The organism is Caballeronia sp. INML2 (genome assembly GCF_023631365.1).
GTDB lineage: Bacteria > Pseudomonadota > Gammaproteobacteria > Burkholderiales > Burkholderiaceae > Caballeronia > Caballeronia turbans.
The window spans coordinates 114345-134715 of record NZ_JALQDH010000111.1; the positions used below are offsets into that span (position 1 = coordinate 114345).

At 63.8% G+C, this 20371-nt stretch carries 18 protein-coding genes; 9 read left to right on the plus strand and 9 right to left on the minus strand.

Translation table 11 applies throughout. The annotated features are described in order from the left end of the window. Window positions 1–53: 53 nt before the first annotated feature. The 4 genes from NCT32_RS33040 to NCT32_RS33055 all read right to left on the minus strand — a co-directional run bounded on the left by NCT32_RS33040 (window position 54) and on the right by NCT32_RS33055 (window position 4512). Entirely contained in the window at window positions 54–1403 is a 1350-nt protein-coding gene (locus NCT32_RS33040) for an MFS transporter (RefSeq protein WP_061118469.1), read from the minus strand. 162 nt (window positions 1404–1565) lie between these two features. Continuing rightward, window positions 1566–2621: a 3-keto-5-aminohexanoate cleavage protein gene (locus NCT32_RS33045; RefSeq protein ID WP_061118470.1), complete on the minus strand. Its 1056-nt coding sequence runs from the start codon at window positions 2619–2621 to the stop codon at window positions 1566–1568. Between the two features lie 51 nt (window positions 2622–2672). Then, a complete protein-coding gene (locus NCT32_RS33050) occupies window positions 2673–3521 on the minus strand; it encodes a TauD/TfdA family dioxygenase (protein WP_061118471.1) in 849 nt (282 codons plus the stop codon). Window positions 3522–3531: 10 nt separating this feature from the next. After that, on the minus strand, window positions 3532–4512 hold the full coding sequence (locus NCT32_RS33055; protein WP_061118557.1) for a quinone oxidoreductase: 981 nt from the start codon (window positions 4510–4512) through the stop codon (window positions 3532–3534). A 481-nt stretch (window positions 4513–4993) separates the two neighbouring features. Between NCT32_RS33055 and NCT32_RS33060 the strand changes: the two genes are divergently transcribed. From NCT32_RS33060 to NCT32_RS33090, 7 genes are all read left to right on the plus strand, one after another. Beyond that, window positions 4994–6139: a porin gene (locus NCT32_RS33060; RefSeq protein ID WP_061118472.1), complete on the plus strand. Its 1146-nt coding sequence runs from the start codon at window positions 4994–4996 to the stop codon at window positions 6137–6139. Window positions 6140–6180: 41 nt separating this feature from the next. Continuing rightward, window positions 6181–6552, plus strand: a complete 372-nt coding sequence (locus tag NCT32_RS33065) for a BON domain-containing protein (protein ID WP_061118558.1) — start codon at window positions 6181–6183, stop codon at window positions 6550–6552. Between the two features lie 74 nt (window positions 6553–6626). Then, window positions 6627–8264, plus strand: a complete 1638-nt coding sequence (locus NCT32_RS33070) for a fatty acid--CoA ligase (protein WP_061118473.1) — start codon at window positions 6627–6629, stop codon at window positions 8262–8264. Between the two features lie 22 nt (window positions 8265–8286). Further along, a complete protein-coding gene (locus tag NCT32_RS33075; RefSeq protein ID WP_061118474.1) occupies window positions 8287–8751 on the plus strand; it encodes a MaoC family dehydratase in 465 nt (154 codons plus the stop codon). 32 nt (window positions 8752–8783) lie between these two features. Then, window positions 8784–10475, plus strand: a complete 1692-nt coding sequence (locus NCT32_RS33080; protein ID WP_061118559.1) for an alpha/beta fold hydrolase — start codon at window positions 8784–8786, stop codon at window positions 10473–10475. 146 nt (window positions 10476–10621) lie between these two features. Beyond that, window positions 10622–11419, plus strand: coding sequence for a poly(3-hydroxyalkanoate) depolymerase (phaZ, locus tag NCT32_RS33085; protein WP_409241559.1), 798 nt, complete (start codon window positions 10622–10624; stop codon window positions 11417–11419). 75 nt (window positions 11420–11494) lie between these two features. Then, the gene (locus tag NCT32_RS33090; protein WP_061118560.1) at window positions 11495–12184 is read left to right on the plus strand and encodes a DsbA family oxidoreductase; all 690 of its coding nucleotides are present in this window, start codon (window positions 11495–11497) and stop codon (window positions 12182–12184) included. Between the two features lie 143 nt (window positions 12185–12327). Here the strand turns inward: NCT32_RS33090 and NCT32_RS33095 are convergent, their stop codons facing one another. The 3 genes from NCT32_RS33095 to NCT32_RS33105 form a co-directional block, all read right to left on the minus strand. Next, complete coding sequence (locus NCT32_RS33095) at window positions 12328–14118, minus strand: acyl-CoA dehydrogenase (protein ID WP_061118476.1); 1791 nt, start codon at window positions 14116–14118, stop codon at window positions 12328–12330. A 545-nt stretch (window positions 14119–14663) separates the two neighbouring features. Then, window positions 14664–15110, minus strand: a complete 447-nt coding sequence (locus NCT32_RS33100; protein ID WP_061118477.1) for a type II 3-dehydroquinate dehydratase — start codon at window positions 15108–15110, stop codon at window positions 14664–14666. 4 nt (window positions 15111–15114) lie between these two features. Next, window positions 15115–16398, minus strand: a complete 1284-nt coding sequence (locus NCT32_RS33105; RefSeq protein ID WP_061118561.1) for an MFS transporter — start codon at window positions 16396–16398, stop codon at window positions 15115–15117. A gap of 186 nt (window positions 16399–16584) precedes the next feature. Here NCT32_RS33105 and NCT32_RS33110 point away from each other — a divergent pair, with 186 nt between their 5' ends. Further along, window positions 16585–17370, plus strand: a complete 786-nt coding sequence (locus tag NCT32_RS33110; protein WP_061118478.1) for an IclR family transcriptional regulator — start codon at window positions 16585–16587, stop codon at window positions 17368–17370. Window positions 17371–17602: 232 nt separating this feature from the next. Here the strand turns inward: NCT32_RS33110 and NCT32_RS33115 are convergent, their stop codons facing one another. Beyond that, window positions 17603–18961: an epoxide hydrolase family protein gene (locus tag NCT32_RS33115; RefSeq protein WP_061118479.1), complete on the minus strand. Its 1359-nt coding sequence runs from the start codon at window positions 18959–18961 to the stop codon at window positions 17603–17605. 422 nt (window positions 18962–19383) lie between these two features. On the opposite strand from NCT32_RS33115, the gene NCT32_RS33120 reads away from it, so the two are divergent. Beyond that, window positions 19384–19575 carry a hypothetical protein gene (locus tag NCT32_RS33120; protein WP_061118481.1) on the plus strand — a complete coding sequence of 64 codons (192 nt, stop codon included), beginning with the start codon at window positions 19384–19386 and terminating at the stop codon, window positions 19573–19575. Window positions 19576–19588: 13 nt separating this feature from the next. On the opposite strand, the gene NCT32_RS33125 is transcribed toward NCT32_RS33120, so the two are convergent. Beyond that, window positions 19589–20362 carry an OBAP family protein gene (locus NCT32_RS33125; protein ID WP_061118482.1) on the minus strand — a complete coding sequence of 258 codons (774 nt, stop codon included), beginning with the start codon at window positions 20360–20362 and terminating at the stop codon, window positions 19589–19591. Window positions 20363–20371 lie beyond the last annotated feature (9 nt).

Below are 20371 nucleotides of genomic sequence, written 5' to 3' on the forward strand. Positions count from 1 at the left end.
TGGAATGCACACACTCTTGAACGCTCAAGACCGTGGAAATTGAATAGCAGAGGCTACGCAAGCGGCTTCTGCAAAGGCTCATCGTTCGCCGCTTCTCCACGCAGCGTGTCGATGCGGCTCAGGTCACGCGCATATCTCGATCTGCCGATCGCGAAGGCGATCATCGCCGCGACGCTCACGAGCGGAATCAGCTGCAGGGCGCCCAGCAGACCGATACGGTCGGCGATCGCGCCGGTGACGAGCGGACCGGGCGCGAGGCCGATCAGGTTGTTGGCTAGCGTCAGCGTCGCGAATGCGGATGCATGGATCGCCGCCGGAGTCAGGTTCGCGACCATCGCGCCCGCCGGTCCCGATGTGCCCGCCACGACGAGAATCCCCGCGCCGAGCAGGACGAGTTGCAGCGGGCCGGCATCGAGCCTGAAGCCGATGGAGAGAAACACGAGCGAGAACAGACAATAGGCGAGCGCGGTGATCCACTTGCGCGACGGCGCGTTTCTGCAGATGCGGTCCGTGAGCACGCCGCACGCGACCATGCCGACGCCGCCCAGCAGCACGAAGACGGCTGCGCCCGCGGCTGCCTTGTCGGCGGGCATCGCATAGTAGCGATTCAGGAAGCTGGGCATCCACGCGATCACGGCGCCCATGATGAAGAGTTGCAAGCCGCTGCCGATATACGCGCAGACCACCGAGACTGTCGAGAACAGACCTGCCAGCAGCGTGCGCAGGCTCGTGCGCACACCGTCCGCGCGCCGTTTCGCAGCCGGGACATCGGGAAACCGTGCGGCGATGCGTTTGTCCGACACCACCAGCCGGTAGGCGATCACGAGCAAGAGGCCGAAGGCTGCCATCGCTCCGAAAGACGCTCGCCATCCGAAGTGCACGGCGACGAATCCGCCCAGCGCCATGCCGAGCACCGAGCCGAACGCGCCGCCGGCCATGAACGCGCCAGTGAGCGTGGAGCGCAGATGCGACGGAAAAATACTGAGGATGAGCGCGATACCCACGCTGCCGTAGGCAGCTTCGCCGAGTCCGACGCAGGCGCGGGCGATCAGCATTTCGCCATAGTTCGTGGCGACGGCGCAGCCGAGCGTCGCGACGCTCCAGAGCGCCGCCATCAGAACGAGGCTGCGCACGCGGCCCCAGCGGTCCGCGAGAACGGAGAGCGGGAAGGTCAGAAGACCTACCATTAGCGCGACGACGCCGCTCAGCGAGCCCAGCTGCGTGTCGGAGAGGCCCCACGCTTGTTTCAGCAGAGGGAATACCGCGTTGAGGACCTGTCGGGACATGTAGTCCGACAACAGAAGTCCGAACGTGAGCGCGAATACGATCCATGCGTATTTGCGCGATACGGCGCGGGTGGCGTCGATGTTGCGCGCGCCCGGCTCGATGCAGTCGATTTCCAAGATTGTCTCCTCCAATGTACGGCGTGGGCATCGTCATGCGCATGCGTGCGCAGCGTGCCTTTGTTCGTTGTGACCGGGAAGACGTACTTCCCGGCCTGCGCCGTGGCGTTTCAGTGTAAGTGTGAAGGCGCGGCGGCCAGCGCCGCGCCCGCGCGCCGTATGTCAGGCCGCGCGCAGCGGCATGTTGACCTGGCCCGGCTTGCGGTTCGGCGCCATGCCGTTGGCGGCAAGCGTCTCGTCGGCGGTCTCGTACTGCACGCCGATACGGTAGATCTCACGCGCTTCCTTGCCGCTCGCGATCTCGCGTCCCAGTTCGCGCGCCACGCGCACGCACTGCTCGATCTGCTGCACCGACGTGAAGCGGTTGCCGTGCTGATCGATGATCGTGTCCTCGATGCCGCAGCGCGGATGCAGGCCCATCGACATCGCCATCATGTTGAACGGCAGGACGTTCTTCAGCAACGACTCGGCCGTGAGCGTGCAGCCGTCCGGCGCACGATGGACGAAGTTGAAGAAGTTGAACGGGTTCGGGCCGTCGAAGCCGCCGCCGATGCCGATCCACGTCAGATTCAGCGGCCCCTTGTAGACGCCCTTGCGCACGAGGCGTTCGAGCGTTTCCAGCGCGTGGATGCCGGTGAGCTGGAAGTGCGGCTGGATGTTCGCGGCCTGCAGGCGGCGCAGATGCTCCTCGACCCATGCCGGGCCGGCGGGAACGGTCATTTCGCTGTAGGCGGCCATGAACGCGGGATTCGACAGCGAGGTGCCTTCCAGATACTCCGGATACAGCAGCTCCATGATGTTCATCTGCGTCGTGTTGATCGCGACGGTGACCTGGTCGGGCTTGGGATCGAGCTCGGCGAGCATGTGGCGCGTATCGTCGGACAGCCACTTGGCGGCCTGACCGTCGTCTTCCGGCGCGAACGAGATGGAGCCGCCGACCTGAATGATCATGTCCGGCACGGCGGCGCGCACGCCCGCGATCAGCTCGTTGAACTTCGACAGGCGCTTGGAGCCCTTGCCGTCCAGCTCGCGCACGTGCAGATGCAGGACGGTGGCGCCGGCGTTATAGCAGTCGACGGCTTTCTGGACCTGTTCGTCCATCGTCACCGGAATGTCTTCCGGGAAGTCGGCGGGCATCCATTCGGGGCCATAGGGCGCGACCGTGATGACGACCTTGTCCTGGTTTTCGGGGTGAAGCGAATCGTCGAGGAATTGCATGTTTTGCTCCAGCTGAAATTGAATTCGATTAGAGGTGTGCGCCGCGCGGTATCAATACGGCACGTCGCCGATGATTCCGGCACGTTCCATCTTTCGATGGCAAGGCGGGTAGTCCATGACCGCGTAATGCTGCGTGCTGCGGTTGTCCCAGATCGCGACGCTGTTCTTCTTCCAGCGCCAGCGAACCTGGTATTCGGGGATGTATGCCTGGCTGATCAGGTAGCTCAGCAACTGACCCGCGCCGGGATTGGCGTCCTGCCCGAAGCGCACGCGCGCCGGCGTGTGATAGTTCGTGAAGTGCGTGGTGAAGGCGTTCACGAACAGCGTCTTCTCCTGCGTATCGGGATGCGTACGCACGACGGGATGCTCCGCGTCCGGGAACTGGGCTTTCAGGGCGAGCCGCTTTTCGATCGGCATGGCGGCCCCGAAGCTGGCTTCGATGCTGTGGCGCGCCCGCAAATCGGCGATTTGCGCCTTGACGTGCTCGGGCAGGTTCTCATATGCGAGGACCATGTTGGCCCAGATCGTGTCGCCGCCGACTGGAGGCGTCTCGACGCAACGCAGCACGCAGCCGAACGGCGGCGCGGCACGCCATGTGGCGTCCGTGTGCCAGGCGTTTTCGTAGCGATCGTTGGGCTGGTCGGGGTTCTTGTAGATTCGCACCAGACCCGGATGCTCCGGATCGCTGCCGGCGACGGGGTGATCTTCCAGTTCGCCGAAGCGGCGGGCGAACGCGACGTGCTCGGCACGGGTAATGTCCTGATCCCGCAGGAACAGCACGCGATGCTTGAGCAGCGTCGCGCGGATTTCCGCGAACAGGCCGTCGTCGTGCACCGCATCGGCGATGCTGACGCCGCTCAGTTCCGCCCCGATGGCGCAGGTGATTTGGTCGACGCGCATAGTTTTCTCCTTACACGACGAAAATGGATGAACCGGTGGTCTTGCGCGACTCGAGATCGCGATGCGCCTGGGCCGCATCCTGCAACGCATAGCGCTGGTTGATCTCGATGCGGATGCGCCCGCTCGCCACGTGGTCGAAAAGCTCGCCTGCGAGCGCGCTTTTCTCGGCCGGATCGGCGATGTAGTCGGCGAGCGCCGGGCGCGTCAGATAGAGCGAGCCTTTCATCGCGAGCAATTGCGGATTGAACGGAGGAATCGGACCCGACGCGGTGCCGACGCAGACCATGAGCCCCCGGCGGCGCAGCGAGTCGAGCGACGATTCGAATGTGCTCTTCCCGACGCTGTCGAACACGACATTCACGCCGACGCCGTCCGTCAGTCCACGCACGCGTTTCGCGACATCCTCATGGCTGTAGTTGATGACGTGCTCACAACCGTGCGCGCGGGCGATCTGCGCCTTTTCGTCGCTCGACACCGTGCCGATGACCGTAATCCCCAGGAGACGCGCCCACTGCGACACGATCAGGCCGACACCGCCGGCCGCGGCATGCAGCAGGATCGAATCGCCCGGTTTGAACGCGTGGATGCGGCGCATCAGGTACGACGCGGTCAGGCCGCGCATGGTCATCGCGGCCGCCGTCGCGCATTCGATTCCGTCCGGCAAGCGGATGAGGGCCGCCGCGGGCACGAGGCGTTCGGTGCTGTAGGCGCCGAGCGTGTTGATGAAACCGGTGTAGGTCACGCGGTCGCCCACGCGCACCTGATCGACGCCCGCTCCGACGGCCTCCACCACGCCGGCCGCTTCCACGCCCATGCCGGCGGGCAGGGGGACCGGATACAGGCCGCTGCGGAAGTACGTATCGGCGAAGTTCAGGCCGACGGCCTCGTGACGCAGCCTGACCTGGCCGGGGCCGGGCGTTTCGACCGGGACTTCTTCCCATCGCAGGACTTCGGGGCCGCCCGTTTCGTGAAAGCGGATCGCATGTGCCATTTGTTTCTCCATTCATGCACGCGAGCTAACCGGCTCGCAGTGGATAAAGAGCCGATGCACGGCGTCTTTACGCAAATTCGGTGGGTGTGTGAACTGATACGCATCGTAGTGCAGGGTGGTTTTCTGCAACCCTCTCGCGTAGGGAGGGGTCGCCCCCCAAAGCGCTACGGAGCCTTCTCAAGCGCTTTTCACGCTCGCCTTCGATAGGCGGCCCGCGCCTCGTCGAATAGAGCGACGCGCTGCCAGGTTTGTCGAACGCCGTGGCCCCTCCCACCGCGAGAGGGGCTTGAATCGCGTTCGTTTCGTATTCTTGCTGCAATCCTTCACACACTGTCCCGATGCCGTCGGGTTGGCCCGCAACGCTGCATCGGCAGCCAGTCGAACGATGCGTTTGTGAAGGGGCCCCTTAACCGATTGCCCGGCCCTGGCCCACATTCTTCCGCCCATTGGCACGTGCAAGCGACAAAAATATGGATACCTTATGAAGCGATGTGCAACCAGTGCGGCCGTGCTGCTGGCTTTTTCCGGCGCCGCAAACGCGCAAGGCTCGATGACGCTGTACGGCGTGGTCGATTCCGGGCTGCTTTACCAAAGCACGGCGGCGGCATCGTTCGCCCCGAACGCCCCCAATCTCGGCAAGGTGTATCGGTTCAAGGACGGCGGCATCTATTCGAGCGGCTGGGGCCTCAAGGGCACCGAGGACATCGGCGGCGGCTATCGCGTCAACTACAAGCTGCAGAGTTCATTCGACAGCGGCACGGGCAGATTCGGCCTGAGCGACACGCCGGGCGTGACCGCCCAGTTCAACCAGTACGCGACGCTCGGCGTATCCGGGCCTTTCGGCAAGCTCGACGCGGGCCGCCAGATCGTCCCGATGATCTGGGCGATGTACGACACGGACGTGCGCGGCGCGCAGTACTTCGGCAGCATCCTGACCGCGTGGCTCGGCATGAACCAGGCCGCGGGCTGGCCCGGCACGAGCACGAATGGCGCGATCGGCGCGCTGTACGACAGCAACGCGCTCGTCTACGAATCGCCGAAGTTCTATGGCGCGTCCCTCGCGCTGGAGTACGCGCCCGGCGGTGTGCCCGGGCATTTCCAGGGCGGCACGCGCGAGTCGGCCGTGCTCAAGTATTCGAACTACGGACTGAACCTCGCCATGGCGTATTACAACGGGCATGACGCCAACCCGTTTCCCGCCACGTATCCCGCCACCCCGGCGATTCCGGCGACAGGGCAAGCGAACAACCGATTTTTCTACGCCGGCGCCCAATACACGTTTTACGGTTTCTCGGTGTCCGGCTCATACGGCCATGGCAAGAATCCGGCAAACAGCAGCCGTGCCGATATCGATATGTATTCAGCTGGTCTCGGCTATCGATTCACCCCCGCTTTCAAAGTGACGTCCGGTTTCTATTACCTGAAGGACAACAACAACTCGACGAATCATTCGAGCGAGTTTGCGGTGGGCGCGGAATACAACTTGTCCAAGCGCACGCTCGCTTATGCGCAGGTCGGTCATGTCGACAACCACGGAACGATGAATCAGACGATCGTATATGGACAGCCTGTCGCGCCCGGCGAATCGACCACGGCAGCGATGATCGGCGTTCGCCATAACTTCTGACTCGCGGCCGAACATCCCTTGAACAATAAATGGAACAGTCCATGAAGAGCATCAAGTCACTCAGTTCAGGTTGTGCAGCGTTGGTCGTCCTCGCGTCCATCGCAGGCATCTTTCACGCCGGCGCCAGCGTCGCGGCGGCGAGCGCGCCTGCGGTTGCGTCGAGCGCGAGCGCGCCTGTCGCCACGCGCAAGGACAATCGCGCGTTGCGCAAGCTCGTCTACGCGGAATTCGCGAAAGACAAAAGCATCGACGCCGGCGATATCGGCGTCGGCGTGAAGAGCGGCGCCGTGACGCTGACCGGCACGGTCAGCGACGCCGCGCAGAGCGAGAAGGTCGCCGCGCTGACGAAGGGTGTTCCCGGCGTCGTATCGGTGACGAACAAATTGACCATCAGACGGAATTTCGCGCAGTAGTCCATGCAGCGTGCAGAGCAGGGCGGTGCCGTTGCGCGCCGCCTGGCATCAAGGAAACTCAAGTGAATCACGACATGTTCGAACCTTCTCAGTCGGCGTATGCGTACCCGCTGCTCATCAAGCATCTCCTGCACACACCGCTCGCCCACGCGCCGGATCAGGAGATCGTGTATCGCGGCGAGACACGCCTGACTTACCGCGCGATGCAGGAGCGCATCGCGCGCCTCGCCAACGGGCTTGGCCGGCACGGCGCGGTCATGGGCAGCACCGTCGCGGTGATGGACTGGGACAGCCATCGCTACCTCGAATGCTACTTCGCCATTCCGATGATGGGCGCCGTGCTGCAGACGGTCAACGTGCGGCTCTCGCCGGCGGAGATCGCCTACACGATCAATCATGCGGGCGCGCAGATCCTGCTCGTCCATTCGGACTTCCTGCCCGTCGTCGAATCGATCAGGGATCAGCTCGAATCGGTGCGCACCTTCATTCTGATCGACGACGAAGTTAGCGCAGCCAGCGCGCACGCGATCCCGTTCGCGGACGAGTACGAAAACATGCTCGCCAGAAGCGAGCCGGCATACGACTTCCCGGACTTCGACGAGAACACGCGTGCCACCACGTTCTATACGACGGGCACGACGGGCTTGCCCAAGGGCGTCTACTTCTCGCACCGCCAGCTCGTGCTGCACACGATCACAGGCATGGCGGCGCTCGCGAGCCCGGTTTCGGGACAGCGCTTTCATCGCGGCGACGTGTACATGCCGATCACGCCGATGTTCCACGTCCACGCGTGGGGCATGCCCTACATCGCGACCGTGCTGGGCGTGAAGCAGGTCTATCCCGGCCGCTATGTGCCGGAGCGGCTCGTCGGGCTGGTGCGCGACGAAGGCGTCACGTTCTCGCATTGCGTCGGCACCATCCTGCACATGCTGCTCAACTGCGAAGAGGCGAAGGCGATCGATCTGAGCAGATGGAAAGTGGTCATCGGCGGGGGCGCGCTGCCTCACGGCCTTGCGCGCGCCGCGCTCGATCGCGGCATCGATGTCTTCGCGGGCTATGGCATGTCCGAGAGCTGCCCTTTGATGAGCCTCGCGCAGTTGCAGCCCGGCAGCGAGACGCTCGGCCTCGACGAGCAGGTGCCGCTGCGCTGCAAGACGGGTCTGCCGCTGCCGCTCGTCGACCTGCGCATCGTGAACGAGGAAGGGATCGACGTCGCGCACGACGGGCGCGCGAGCGGCGAGGTCGTCGTGCGCGCGCCGTGGCTCACGCAAGGCTATCTGAAGGATGCCGCCGCGTCGGCCCAGCTTTGGGAGGGCGGCTATCTGCATACGCAGGACATCGCGAACATCGATCCGAACGGATATCTGCAGATCACCGACCGCATCAAGGACGTGATCAAGTCCGGCGGAGAGTGGGTGTCATCGCTCGAAATCGAGAGCCTGATCTCGCTGCATCCGGGCGTCTCCGAAGTGGCCGTGATCGGCGTGAAGGACGAGAAGTGGGGCGAGCGGCCCGTGGCGCTGGTGGTCCCCAAGCCGGAGTTCACGCCGGCCGTGACGGAGGCGGAGATCAGGAATCACGTGCTGACGTTCAGCGAGACAGGGCGGATTTCGAAGTACGCCGTGCCGCAAGTCGTGCGGATCGTCGAATGCCTCGAAAAGACGAGCGTCGGCAAATTGAACAAGAAGCGGCTGCGCGAAGCGTTCGCGTGATCGTTCGAAGGAAAGAAAAAGCATGAGCATGACCGGATACAACATGGCGACGATCGAAAACTTCGTCGGCCGGGAGCTTGGCGTGTCGGAGTGGGTCGTCGTCGACCAGGCACGCATCGAAGCATTCGCACACTGCACCGGCGACACGCAGTGGATTCACATGAACGAGGAGCGCGCGAAACGCGAGGGCCCGTTCGGCGGCACGATTGCGCACGGCTACCTGACGCTTTCGCTGCTGGCGACGCTCGCGATCGAAGTCGGCCTCATCCCGGCGGACGCCTCGGCTGCGCTGAATTACGGGCTGGACAAGGTGCGCTTCATGACACCGGTACGGTCCGGCAGCCGCGTCAGAAGCCGCGTCGTGCTGACCGGAGTCGAAAGGAAGGGCGGCGGGCGCATCGTCGTCAAGGCGGACAACGAGTTGCAGGTGGAAGGCGAGGACAAGCCCGCGCTGATCGCGCAGACGCTCGCGATGATCGTGGCGTGAAGCGTGACAAGAAAGAGAGTACGGAGACGGACATGGCAGCAAACATGAGCAGCGACGACAACGACATCACGGCTCGCGCAACCGACGGCATGCTCGGGCCCAACCCGTTCGTCGGGCTGCGCGCCACGGATATGTTCGAAGCCGCCGGGCAGATCTGCACGCAGGCGATGCTTCATCCCGCACTGCTGCTGAAGCAGACTGCGGCGCTCGCGCGCGATCTGACGTCGGCGGCGAGCGGCAACGGCACCCCCTCGCCACCGCCGGGCGACAAACGCTTCGCCGATCCGGCATGGCGCGAGCAGTCGCTCTACCGCACGACGCTCCAGGGTTATCTGGCCTGGCGCAATGCGCTTGCGGGATTCGTCGAGCGTTCGGCGCTGGACGACCGGAGCAAGGAACGCGCGCAGTTCGTCGCGTCGCTCGTGACGGACGCGCTTGCGCCGACCAACACGCTGCCGGGCAATCCCGCGGCGCTTCGCAAGTTCGTGGAGTCGGGCGGCGCGAGCGTCGTCGCCGGCCTGAAGAACATGCTGGCCGATACGCTCGGCAACAACGGCATGCCGTCCCAGGTCGACAAGCGCGCGTTTCAGGTCGGCAAGAATCTCGCCACTTCCGCCGGCGCCGTCGTGTTTCGCAACGAAGTACTCGAACTCATCCAATACACGCCGGCGACGCCGAACGTCCATGCGCGCGCGCAACTGATCGTGCCGCCGCAGATCAACAAGTTCTACATCTTCGATCTGTCGGCGAACAAGAGCATCGTCGAGTATCTGGTGAAGAGCGAGTTTCAGGTATTCGCCGTGAGCTGGCGTAATCCGGCCGGGAAACATCGCGACTGGGACATGAACACATATGTCGCCGCGCTCATCGAGGCCATCGAGGCGGTGCGCGACATCACCGGCAACCCGGACGTGAACCTGCACGGCGCATGTTCCGGCGCGATGACGATCTCGGCGCTGCTCGGCCATCTGGCGAGCCGCGGCGACAAGACGGTGCATGCGGCCACGCTGATGGTGGCCGTGCTCGACAGTAGCTCGCCGTCGCAACTCGGGCTCTTCACCACGCCCGAGACCGTCGAAATCGCCAAGCAGAACAGCAAGGCGAAGGGCGTGCTGGCCGGCGAGGACATGGGTCGCGTGTTCGCCTGGATGCGGCCCAACGATCTGGTATGGAATTTCTGGATCAACAACTATCTGCTCGGCGAGGCGCCGCCCGCCTTCGACGTTCTCTACTGGAACAACGACGCGACGCGTCTGCCGGCAAAGCTGCACGGCCAACTGCTCGACATCTTCACGCGCAATATGCTGAGCACGCCGGGGGCGCTGGACGTCCTCGGCACGCCGATCGACTTGTCAGCGGTCACGTGCGACACCTACGTCATGGCGGGCATGACCGATCACATCACGCCGTGGAAAGGCGTCTACAACACGGCGCGCGCGTTCGGCGGCAACACGCGCTATGTGCTGAGTTCGAGCGGCCATATCCAGAGCCTGATCAATCCGCCGGGCAATGCGAAGGCAAGGTTCTTCCGTAATGCCGAACTGCCGGAGGACGCCGACGCATGGCTTGCCGGTGCCCAGCCCGAGACGGGTTCGTGGTGGAACGACTGGCGCGAGTGGCTCGCAGAGCGCTCGGGCGAATTGCGCGCGGCGCCCAAAACACTCGGCAACAAGCGGCATGAACGCCTTGCCGATGCGCCGGGAACGTATGTCATCGAGGCTTGATACACGGGGCTTCAATCGATGTGAATCACGGTCTCGTCAGACGCAAAGTTGTGATCGCAGAAAGGCGGATCGAAAAAAGTGCCGCGCGTTGGCGCGGCCTTACGCCGACATTCACATGGACAAGAACGATGAAAAGTGTGCGCACAATGGACATACAGACCGTCGCGCTCGACGGTCAACTGCTTCGCGTCGGCATCTGGCGGGGCAGTAACGCCTCGCCGCCGCTCCTCATCTTCAATGGCATCGGCGCCAATCTGGAACTGGTCCAGCCATTCGCCGACGCGCTCGGCGACGTGGAAGTCGTGATCTTCGATGTTCCCGGTGTGGGCGGATCGTCCACGCCGCTCGCGCCGTATCGCTTCTCCACGCTGGCCGTGCTGGCCGACAAGCTGCTCGCGAAGCTCGGCTATGCCGGACCGGTCGATGTCCTCGGCGTGTCCTGGGGCGGTGCGCTCGCGCAGCAGTTCGCGTATCTGTATCCGTACCGTTGCCGGCGGCTCGTGCTTGCCGCCACATCGCCGGGCGTCATCATGGTGCCGGGGAGGCTCTCGGTGCTTTCCAAGCTGATCGGCGCGCGCCGTTACCGGGACCCGGATTATCTGCGCGAGATCGGCGCGGAGATCTACGGCGGCGCGTACCGGCGCGACCCCGAACTCTTGGCCGAACACGGGCGTCACATCCAGGCGCCGGGCGGGCGCGGCTACGTGTATCAGTTACTGGCCACATGCGGATGGAGCAGCCTGCTCTGGCTCGGTTCGCTGCGCCAGCCGACACTCGTCATGCACGGTGACGACGATCCCATCGTTCCTCTCGTCAACGCGAAGATTCTTGCGCGCTGCATCCGTCAGGCGAGGCTGCACGTTATCGAGGACGGTCATCTGTTTCTCATCACGCGAACGAGCGAAGTCGGCCCTCTGGTGCGTGACTTTCTCATGCAGCAGTAGGGACGATTTGAAGCCTGCGAAAATCCACAAGCCGAAGGGCTACCCATGAAACGTGTCAGTACGATTCCGGCGTCGATGGAGCGCAACTCCAACGGCGCCGCACCTGCTTTGTCGATCGACGTCTTTTTCGATTTCGTTTGCCCGTGGTGCCTGATCGGCAGTCGCCAACTGAAGGCCGCGATGAGCCGGTTCGCCGATTTGCGCGCCGACGGCGTGAGATGGCGTTCATGCGAGCTTTTGCCCGAGACGCCTGCGGGCGGCGTCGATTACCAGGCGTTCTATCTTGCGCGCCTCGGCAGCGCGGAGAATGTCGCCGCCCGGCGGCGGCAGGTCAGGGAGGCGGGCAAGTCGGCAGGTATCGACTTCCGCTTCGAGCGCATCGGCGTGTTGCCGAATACCGCGGCCGCGCATGCTCTTGTTGCTCTCGCGGGGGACGCGGGCACCGGGGCGTTGCGGGCGGATCTGATCGAAAGCCTGTTCACCGCCTATTTCATGGAGGGCGAGGATATCGGCGACCTGGCCGTGCTGGAGGAGCGCGCAGTCGAATGCGGCATGGAGCGTGGTAGCGTGCGCGAGCATCTGGCAGGCTGGTACGGCCGGTTCCATCGGGCGATGGACCGGCGATCGCAGAAGCCGTCTCACCCAATCCGCGGTGTGCCGTTGTTTGTGTTCGACGAGTCGTTTGCGGTGTCCGGCGCGGCATCGGCCGAAACGCTGCTCGACGCAATGCTTCGTTCGGTTCGGGATCGAAGGCAGTGGGCCTGACGCATCGGGATGCCGCGTTCGGTCCGGGCCCGCATGCGATCCGCATGTTCATATAGCCCGGTTGGCGGTAGCTTCGGGCGTTGACCCGCGCGATGTTCTGCGTCGGGGGACCGCGCCCGGATCGTCACGATGTAGCCGCTCGTTCAGAACTGGTCCTCGTCGAGCGCGAACACGCCTTGATCGCTCTTCGTGCTGACGATCGACGCTTCGAGCGCAACGGCCTGCGGCAGCAGATGGTCGGCGAAGAAATGGGCGGTCGCGATCTTTGCGCCGTAAAACGCGGGATCGTCGGCGTGTTTCGAATGCGCCACGAGCAGTGCGCGCGCCATCTGCCAGCCCGACAGCACGATACCTGCGAGCTTCAGATACGACACGCCGCCCGCGAACACCGCTCTAGGGTCGTCTTTCGCGCTACGCAGGATGAACTCGATGGTGCTCGCAAGTGCAGCGCGTCCGGCCGCGAGGCGCCGTTGCATCGCATCGAATGCCGCGCCGTCATGCCGTCCGAGCGCGGCAAGCGTCTCGTCGATCTGAGCGAGAATCATGCGGGCCGTCGCGCCGCCGTCGCGAATCGTCTTGCGGCCGATCAGGTCATTCGCCTGGATCGCGGTCGTGCCTTCGTAGATCGTCAGAATGCGCGCATCGCGGTAATGCTGCGCCGCGCCCGTCTCCTCGATGAAACCCATGCCTCCGTGCACCTGCACGCCGAGGCTCGTGACGTCGATCGACATCTCCGTGCTCCATCCCTTCACGACGGGCACGAGGTATTCGTAGATGGCGGAATGCCGCGCGCGCGTTTCGGCGTCGATCGCGTGATGTGCGATGTCCGAGTGCGCCGCCGCGACATAGGCAAGCGCGCGGGCGCCTTCGGTCAGTGCGCGCATCGTCGCGAGCATGCGGCGCACATCCGGATGATGGATGATGGCGACGGCATGTTTCGCGGAACCGTCGACGGGACGGCTCTGCACGCGATCCTTCGCATAGGCGGCCGCCTGCTGGCAGGCGCGATCGGAGAGCGCGATACCCTGCACGCCGACCGCGAATCGCGCGGCGTTCATCATGATGAACATGTATTCGACGCCGCGATTTTCCTCACCGATCAGATAGCCTGCTGCGCCGCCATGATCGCCGTATTGCAGCACGGCAGTCGGGCTCGCCTTGATGCCGAGCTTGTGTTCGATCGATACGCAATGCACGTCGTTGCGCTCGCCGAGCGAGCCGTCCGCATTCACCATGAACTTCGGCACGAGGAAGAGCGAGATGCCCTTGACACCCTCGGGCGCGCCCGGCGTGCGCGCGAGCACGAGATGGACGATGTTGTCCGCCATGTCATGCTCGCCGTATGTGATGAAGATCTTCGTGCCGAAGACCTTGTATGTGCCGTCGCCCTGCGGTTCGGCGCGTGCGCGCACCAGTGCGAGGTCGGAGCCCGCCTGCGGCTCGGTGAGGTTCATGGTGCCAGTCCATTCCCCCGAAATGAGCTTGGGCAGATAACGCTGCTTCAGCTCGTCGGAACCTGCGGTGAGCAGCGCTTCGATCGCGCCGTCGGTCAGGAGAGGGCAGAGCGCAAACGACATGTTCGCGGCGTTCAGCATCTCGATGCACGGCGTGGCGATAAGTTTTGGCAGCCCTTGTCCGCCGAACTCCGTCGGATGCATGACGCTTTGCCAGCCGCCTTCGCCGTACTGGCGGAATGCTTCCTTGAAGCCGGGCGTCGTCGTGACCTGGCCGTCATGCCAGGTGCTCGGGTATTTGTCGCCCTCGGCGTTGAGCGGAGCCAGAACCTCGCCGTTGAACTTCGCGGCTTCGTCGAGCACGGCCTGTGCGGTTTCGAGCGTGGCGTCTTCGAAACCGGGCAGCGTGGAAATGCGCGTTATGTCGGCGAGTTCATCCATCACGAACAACATGTCTTTCAGCGGCGCGGTGTAGCTCAATTTGTCTCTCCGAATGAATATGTCCGAGCGCTGCGGTAGCGTCGAAGTATTTGTCGAATGCGGGTGCCGTATCGCAAGACGACTGGAGGTCGCGGCCGATGTGAGACCCCTGAGCCGTTATGGCCGGGATGTACTTCTGGCGGACGTTCCGGGGGACGCGACGTCGGCGTGGCCGACGATGACGAGGCTCGATGTCACGAGGCTTCTCGCATTCGACACGCATCGAACCCGATCATAGAGCGACGTGGTTACGACACGCACCTCTCGCGGCGGGAGGGGATGACCTGGAGAGTACGTCGGGAGGAAGATGATGCGGCGCCGGTCCATGCCCGGCATCCGTACTTGGCTTGCACGCCGATATGTGTATCTGGCCGTGACGGCGAGACGTTCGCTGCGGGCCGTCATGGCGTTGCGCTGGGCGCGGACCGGCGCTTGCCGCCGTTTCCGACGTTCGGGTCCGAAATTCACCCGATGCTCAGCCCACGCATGTCAGTGAAAGCGGACTCCTCGCAGAGTCCGCGTGCGCCCTGGACTGAGCGACAGGTTCAACCCTGATTGGCCCAGAGATCGTCAACCGCGCGGATCGCCAGCAGGTAGCCGTTCGCGCCCGCTCCGCATATCACGGCGGTGGCCGCCACGGATATCGTCGAGTGACGGTACTCTTCGGTGCGCCGGTGGATGTTCGTGATGTGGACTTCCACCACCGGCCGGCCGATCAGCTTGACCGCGTCGAGCACCGGAATCCGCCCGAACGAAAAACCGGCCGGGTTGATGATCAACGCAGCGTCCTGCGTGAACGCTTCCTGAATCCAGTCGATCAGGTCGCTTTCGCTGTTGGTCTGGCGAAAGACGCAGTCGAACTTGAGCGCGTCGGCCAACGCAAGGCAGTTCCGTTCGATGTCCTTGAGAGTGGTACTGCCGTAAAGCTGAGGCTCCCGTACGCCGAGCATGTTCAGGTTGGAGCCGTTGAGGATATAGAGCTTGCGAGTCATGGTTTCAGTGTGTAGCGCAGCGTTCGAGGGCGGTGCCTTTGGTTTCCCGGGACGCCGCGATCATGAGGAAAGAGAGCAGGTTCAACGAGCCGCAGACCGCGACGATCGCCCACGGCGATCCGTGAAAGGCATTGAGCAGCGCCACGGCGACGATAGGCATCGGCCCGCCAGTGAGCAGGTTGGCTCCCGAGTACGACAGTGCGGAGCCCGTATAGCGCGCTTCGGTCGGAAAGGATTCGGCGAACCACACCGGCTGGATGCCGCTCTGGAACTGTGTGAAGCCCAGAAAGGCACCCATCACGGCCGCCGTCATGGCGATCGAATTGTGGTTGAGGATCGGAAAGTAGATGAGGCAGCACACCAGCGTGCAGAACGAGCCGATCAGGAGCGCACGCTTGCGTCCGATCCGGTCGCTCAGATAGCCGCCCGCGAGCGCGCCGACGATGGCGCAGACATTGGCGATCATCAACAGCATGAAGCCGGTCTGCTTCGGTACGCCGAGATTTTTCGTCAGGTAACTCAGCGAGAACACGACGATCAGATAAAACAGCGCAGCCGGGCCGCAGAAGAACAGCGTCAGGCGCAGCGCCGTGCGCCAATGGAATTTGAGAACGATGCCGAGCGGATTGGCAGCGCGCGGGCGTTGTCCACTCTTCCTGAGCGCTTCGAAGGCGGGCGTCTCGCTGACCTTCATGCGGATATAGATGCCCAGCAACACGAGCACGAAGCTCGCGAGGAACGGGATTCTCCATCCGAACGATTCGAAGTCCTCGAGCGAAAGCAGGCCTGACAGCGTGAACAAGGAGAGATTGGCGAGGATCTGGCTGAGCGGCGAGCAGATGCCCAGCAGGCCGGAATACAGCCCGCGCCGTTCGGCAGACGCATGTTCGACTGCCATCAGTTGCGCACCCGTCGATTCCCCGCCGAGCGCGAAACCCTGAACGATGCGCAAGGAGACGAGCAATGTCGGCGCAAGGATGCCGACTTGCTGGTAAGTGGGCAGCAGCCCCATCAGAAACGACGACGCGCCCATCACCGAGACCGTGAGCAGCATCAGGTTGCGGCGTCCCCAGCGGTCGCCGAGCACGCCGCAGATCACCGCGCCGAGCGGGCGCGCGGCCAGCCCGGCCCAGAAGCTCGCCAACGACGCGAGCAGCGAAGCCGTCGGGTCGAGCGACGGAAAAAACAGCTTCGGAAAAATCGTGGCTGCGACCACGCCATACAACGCGAAGTCGAACCATTCCAGCGCCGTACCGACGGTCGCGCCCGCCACCGCGCGACGCGCCATCATTTGAGTCTGTGCGGTTCGTTCGCTCGCCGCGATGTCTGAGTCAGCAAGAACTGACATTTCGTCTCCCCCCATTTTCGATATGTGAAGCGTTCGTTTCTGTCACGAACAAGTGTTATTGTTTGCGCTATAAAAGGGGGGCGTTCCGCACCGGAACTACATTTCATATCATGAGAGCACGCGGAAATGTCGCTTAAGAACGGCTTGCGAATTCTCGATTTCCTTGCGTCGCAAGGCGAAGGGGCCGGGCTCCTTGCCATTGCGGATGCCCTGGGCCTGCCGCGCAGCACGTGCCACCGCCTGCTTGTCGATCTCGTCGAATGCGGATACGTCAGGCAGCTCGTCGAGCACGGCCGCTACATCCTGACGATGCGCATGACCTCGAACGGACTGGAATTCCTGAGCCTGACCGGCATCGCCGATATCGCCCAGCCGATCATCGAGCGCGTCGCTGCGCGGACCGGCGAACTGGCGCGACTGTCGCTCGTCGACGGCGAAGCGATCATCTGGGTGGGGAAGGCGGATGGCCAGCGCACCGGCTTTCGCTACGATCCGGACATGGGGCAGGCGGCGCGTCTATCGTGCACGTCGACCGGCCACGCATGGCTCATGACGATGACCGACGAACAGGCGGCAGCGCTGGTGTTGAAGCAGGGCTTTGGACAGCCGAACGAGTTCGGGCCCAGTGCGCCGACGACGCTAAAGGCACTGCTCGGTTTCCTGCACGCTGCGCGCGTGCGCGGCTACGCGATGATCGACGAGGTGTTTGCCCCGCGCATGTCAGCGGTGGCGGCGCCCGTGGTCAGCGGCACACGCTGCGTCGGCGTCATCAGCCTGGCCGGTCCGCGTGTGCGGCTCACGGTCGAGAAGATCCACGAATATTCGGTGCTCTTGCGCGAGGCGGCTAACGAACTGGCCCAATTGAGCAACCTGGCCGGGTTCCCCGGTCGGCCGCCGCTCGGCAAGGGATGAGCCTGAACCAAAGCATCGACCTTCGGCCCGCTGCGAAAGGCGTGGCCGTCCTTGTTCGAGACGGGAAGTAGGGCTGGCGCTGCGCCGGACGCGAAGCAGAAGCAAGGAATCGGATGTGCGCGCGCAAGCCTCGATGGCTTGCACACGCGTGGCCGGATCGTTCGGGCTCGACAGGAAGACCGCTTGCGCTTCGCCGTATCGACTTGTGGGCGACGGAGTCACCCGAAACGGTCTACTTGCGCAGCGGCCTCAATCCCGCCCGGACTTCCTCGGCGAACAAGTCCGGCTGTTCCCACGCGGCGAAGTGTCCACCCTTGTCGAGCCGGTTGTACCAGATGAGGTTGTGATAGGCGCGTTCCGTCCAGCTCCGCGGCGCCTGATAGTTCTCGCGCGGAAAGACGCTCACGGCAGCGGGCACCGACACATCCGCCGCGGCAGTGAAGTTGATGTGCGACTCCCAATAGAACCGCGCAGCGGAGATTCCTGTGTTGGTCAGCCAGTAGAGCGTGATGTCGTCGAGGACGTCATCGCGCGTCATCGCTCCGGACGATTCACCGTTGATCGCGCGCCCATAGACGGCGGACGTCAGCGCCGCCGCCGGCTGTGTGTACCCGTCGCCGTGATCGAGCAGCCATCCCGCGAGGCCAATGGGCGAATCCGACAATCCATAAAGCGTTTGCGGACGTGTACCTTGTTCGAGCGCGTAGGCGCGCCGCTTCTTGGCGCCGCTGCTCAACTGTTCGTACGCGTGACGCTCGTCATCCGAGAGGCCGGCGGGCGCGGGATCGCCTGCGGCGAGCGCCTTGACGATGTCCGCGGGCACCGTCGCCGGAAAATTCACATGGATGCCGAGCAACTCGGGCGGCGCCTGTTTGCCCATCACGTTCGCGACGACACCGCCCAGATCGCCACCCTGCGCCGCGAACTTGTCGTATCCCAGCCGTTTCATGAGCGTCACCCAGGCGCGCGCGGTCCGTTCGGGGCCCCAGCCGGTTTGCGTCGGCTTGCCCGAGAATCCATAGCCGGGCAAAGAAGGAATGACGAGATGAAAGGCATCCGATGCACTCGCGCCGTGAGCCACAGGGTTGGTCAACGGATCGATGATCTTGAACTGCTCGATGACCGAACCGGGCCAGCCGTGCGTGACGATCAGCGGCATGGCGTTCTCATGCTTCGAGCGAACGTGGATGAAGTGAATGTCCAGTCCATCGATTTCGGTCACGAAGTTGGGGTACGCGTTGATTCGCGCCTCGCACCTGCGCCAGTCGTAATCCGTCGACCAGTGACGCGCGAGTTCCTGCATCAATGCGAGCGGCACGCCTTGCGAGTCGTCGGAGACCGTCTCGCGTTCCGGCCAGCGTGCCGACCGGATGCGTCGGCGCAAATCGGTGAGATGCGCTTCGGGCACGTGCACGCGAAGTGGGCGAATCGCTTCCTTGTCGTCGGTCGCTGAACTTCCGAGTGAAGTGATTGATGAAGTGGTCGAGGCAAAAGCGAGCTGACTCAGCGATGCGGCAGCAACGCCGGCGGCCGCGGCTTCCACGAAACGACGGCGCGCGGGTGACTGGGGGAGGCTTGTGTTATCCGACATGAGAACTCCTGGAGAAAGATAGGCGCTGCGCCTTCAGCGGCAAAAGTGACTTCGCGTGTGTCGCGAGCGCCCGCACCGTGTGTCCGTTCGCAAGCAGCAGGGCTGTGAGACTCCAGCCGATGCTGCGCCGCGGCGCCTGCAGCACCCGTTACGGGAGGACGGTCGTGCCCTCTTCCCGGCGACGCTCAAGGGCGCGCGCGATGAGCGTATTGAAGCCTGCGAACGTATCCCGCACGTGTCGAAAACGAGGCGTTGTGTATGCGTCCTTATCCGTCTGCGCAGGGGACACGTTGCGATACAAGGCGGGGCGATCGAGCAGGGCCTCCCTGTTCAGCGCGCGAAGCTCGGCACTCCAATTGCTGACTGGGAGGACAGATGAATCGGCATCGAGCCGATCATCAACATCTTATTAGGAGCGCGTCATGAGCACGTCTGCACAGAATCCCGAGCAGGAAAAGCCCGAAGGTGGCGATGAAACCTTTACCACCGATGTCTCCGAGACCGACGATGAAGGCACGACGATACGCGAGGCCGAAGTGCGCGAGGGCGATCTGACGGAAACGAAGCCGGGCGAGGGCCCGACCACCCGCGAGAGCGGTGACGCCGGCGTTTGAGCACGCGCTTCGCTTATCGCCGTGGATCGAACGGCACTTCCTCCAGCCTCGTCTGGAGCGAGGTGCCGGATTCCCACGCGTTCGCGCCCGGCGCGATATCCCCCACGGGAATGTCGTAGCGTTTGCGTTTTCTGTTCTCGTGCGACACCTTGAGGCGCTTGTCGCGCGCGGCGACGGCCGCTTCGTCGACCTGTCCGTCCTGCGTGAAACCCATCATGAGTTGCGGCGCGCCGTAGGGGAAATCGTCCCGGTCGATCTGCCAGTTGTGGAACGTCTTGCCGTATGTAGTGACGAGGTCCTTGAAATACGCACGTTCGGCCAGTTCAGGAATGCCTGGCGCCACGAGGACGCCCGACTTCACCTCGTAGTGGTGGCTGTGCCACAGCCGCTTCTCTTCCTCGGGGAGCTGCAGAAAGCGCTCTTCCGGAATGATGTATTCGATGCCGATGAGCCGCGCGCACGGTGCGTTCGAATCGAAGATCACGCACTGATGCAGATCGTGACGCAGATGAATGCAGAAGTGATGCGCTTCCACCTGCCGGCCCATGTCGTCGGCGTAGAAGTGAAATCCGTTCAGCCATGTACTCATCGCCCGAAGCGGATACTTCGGCTGCATGATGCCGGCAGCGAAGTCCAGCGCGCGATGTTTGGCCGAATGACCGGCGCCCACGCTCATGACAGCGGCCGCCCGACGCGCGATCAACGCGGCGGCAGCGGCGGCCAGACCGGTGATCAGGCCGGCGGCGAACGGCGTAAAGCTGTCGGTTTCCTCGGGTCGATAGCTCATGATCGCTCC